Origin of the sequence: Variovorax stachyos (assembly GCF_051400855.1) — a bacterium.
Classification (GTDB): domain Bacteria; phylum Pseudomonadota; class Gammaproteobacteria; order Burkholderiales; family Burkholderiaceae_C; genus Variovorax.
Genome location: NZ_JBLFFN010000044.1, coordinates 1 through 2,378, shown reverse-complemented (window position 1 = coordinate 2,378; position 2,378 = coordinate 1). Strand labels below are relative to the sequence as shown.

General features: G+C 71.7%; 1 protein-coding gene. It reads right to left on the bottom strand.

What is annotated here, in order from left to right; translation table 11 throughout:
• Nucleotides 1-2,378, bottom strand: a 2,378-nt coding sequence (locus ACMGEZ_RS29595) for a non-ribosomal peptide synthetase (RefSeq protein ID WP_436825845.1), incomplete at both ends; no start/stop codon positions are given.

Sequence of the window (2,378 nt, the reverse complement as noted above, 5' to 3'; positions counted from 1 at the left end):
GCCCGACTCACCCCCAGGCGCGCCTGCGCCACGAAGCGCCGGAAGGGCACCGGCTCGGGCAGCGCCTCTTCGCGGCCGGCCTGGATCAGGGCGATCTCCTCGACGATCTGCGCCAGCGAGGCGTGGTCCAGCACCAGGTGGTGGCTGTAGAGATGCAGCAGCCAGCGCCCCGGCGTTGCGTCGCGCACGGCCACCGCCTCGATCATCGGCGCGCGGCGTACATCGATGCGCCGCAGCTGCACGTCGGCTTCGCCGCCGAGCCCCTGCACCTTCATCTCCGCATGCCGGAGAACGACCTGCACCGGCTCGCGCAAGCCCTCCCACAGCACCGCGGTGCGCAGGATGTCGTGGCGCGCGACCACGCGGGAAAAGCCCTCGACGAAGGCGAGCAGGCGCTCCTTGCCGTCGAAGCGAAGAAGGCTGCGCATGGCATAGGCGTCCTCGGCGTCGTGCAGCCGGTGGTGAAACAGGATGCCTTCCTGCAGCGGCGCCAGCGGATAGAGGTCCTGGATGTTGGCAGCGCCACCCGGCACCGCGGCTTCGATGCGGCGCAGTTCCTGCGTGTCGAGCTCGATCATCGTCAGCATCGACGGCTCGAGCGCGGTGCAGCCCGGCGGGATGCCGTTGCGCGGAACCACCACCCCGGGCCGGCCCGGCTCGCGCCCCAGCGCCTGTGCGAAGGCGGCCAACCGCGGCTGCTCGAACAAGGTGCGCACCTGCACCGCCCACCCCTGCCCTCGCACGCGCTCGAGCAATTGCAGCGCCAGCAGCGAATGGCCGCCGAGCTCGAAGAAGTTGTCGTGACGGCCCACGCGCTCCACGCCCAGCACCTCGCACCAGATGCGCGCCAGCGCCTCTTCCATCTCGCCATGCGGCCGCTCGTGGTCCTGCGATGCGCCATCGAGCACCGGCTCCGGCAGCGCCTTGCGATCGACCTTTCCGTTCGCGTTCAGCGGCAGCCCCTCCAGCACCACGATCGCCCCGGGCACCATGTAGTCCGGCAGCGTGCGGCCCAGCTGTTCCTTGAGCAGCGCCGCATCCGGCAGCTGTCCGCCGCCTGCCGTGATGTAGGCCACCAGCCTCGCGCCGCCCGCGCCCTCGCGCGCCACGACCACGGCCTCGCGCACGCCCGGCTGTGCCAGCAGCTGCGCCTCCACCTCGCCCAGCTCGATGCGAAAGCCCCGGATCTTCACCTGGTGGTCGATGCGCCCCAGGTACTCCAGCTGCCCCTCGCCGTTCCAGCGCACCAGGTCGCCGGTGCGGTAAAGCCGTGCGCCTTCGCTGTCGAACGGGTCGGCCACGAAGCGCTCGGCCGTCAGCCCCGGGCGCCCCAGGTAGCCGCGCGCCAGGCCCACGCCGCCCAGGTACAGCTCGCCCGGCACGCCCTGCGGCACGAGGTCGAGCCCGGCGTCCAGCACATGGGTGCGGATGTTGGCCACGGGCCGGCCGATGGGCACCGTCGGCAAGCCGTCCTCGCGGCAGCGCCACCAGGTCACCTCGATCGCGGCTTCGGTGGGCCCGTAGAGATTGAGCAACGCGACCTGCGGCAGGGCCGCGAGCACGCGCTGCTGCAGATCGGCGGGCAAGGCTTCGCCGCTGCAGATGATCCGCCTCAGCCCGGCGCAGGACCGCGCCGCGCCATGGGCCATGAAGGCCTGCAGCATGGAGGGCACGAAGTGGATGGTGGTGATCCCATGCCGGCGCACCAGCTCGGCGATGCGCTGCGGATCACGGTGGTCGCCGGGGCCCGCGAGCACCAGCCGCGCCCCCACGCTCAGGGGCCAGAAGACCTCCCAGAAGGAGATGTCGAAGCTGAAGGGCGTTTTCTGCAGCACCGCGTCGCCAGGGTCCAGGGGCTGGTGCTGCTGGCCCCATGCCAACCGGTTGCGCAGGGAGCGGTGCCGGTTGGCGGCCCCCTTGGGGCGGCCGGTGGAGCCGGAGGTGTAGATCACGTAGGCGAGGTGCTCGCCGTGCAGCGGCACGCCGGGATCGTGGTCGGGCCCGGTCCCCAGCGCCATCCCATCGAGCGCCAGGACCTGCAAGGCGTCTAGCCCCGGAATGCGCCCGCGCAGATGGCTTTGCGTGAGCACCAGGTCGATGCCGCTGTCGGCCACCATGTAGGCCAGCCGCTCGGCCGGGTAGTCCGGGTCCAGCGGCACATAGGCCGCGCCCGCCTTCAGGATGCCCAGCAGGCCCACCACCATCTCCAGCGAGCGCTCCGCCGCGATGCCCACCCGTGTCTCGGGTTCGACGCCGAGCCCGATGAGACGGTGCGCCAGGCGGTTGGCACGGCGATCGAGTTCGGCGTAGCTCAGCTGCTCCTCGCCGAAGACCAGGGCCGTGGCATCGGGCGTGCGCCTCGCCTGGCGCTCGAACAA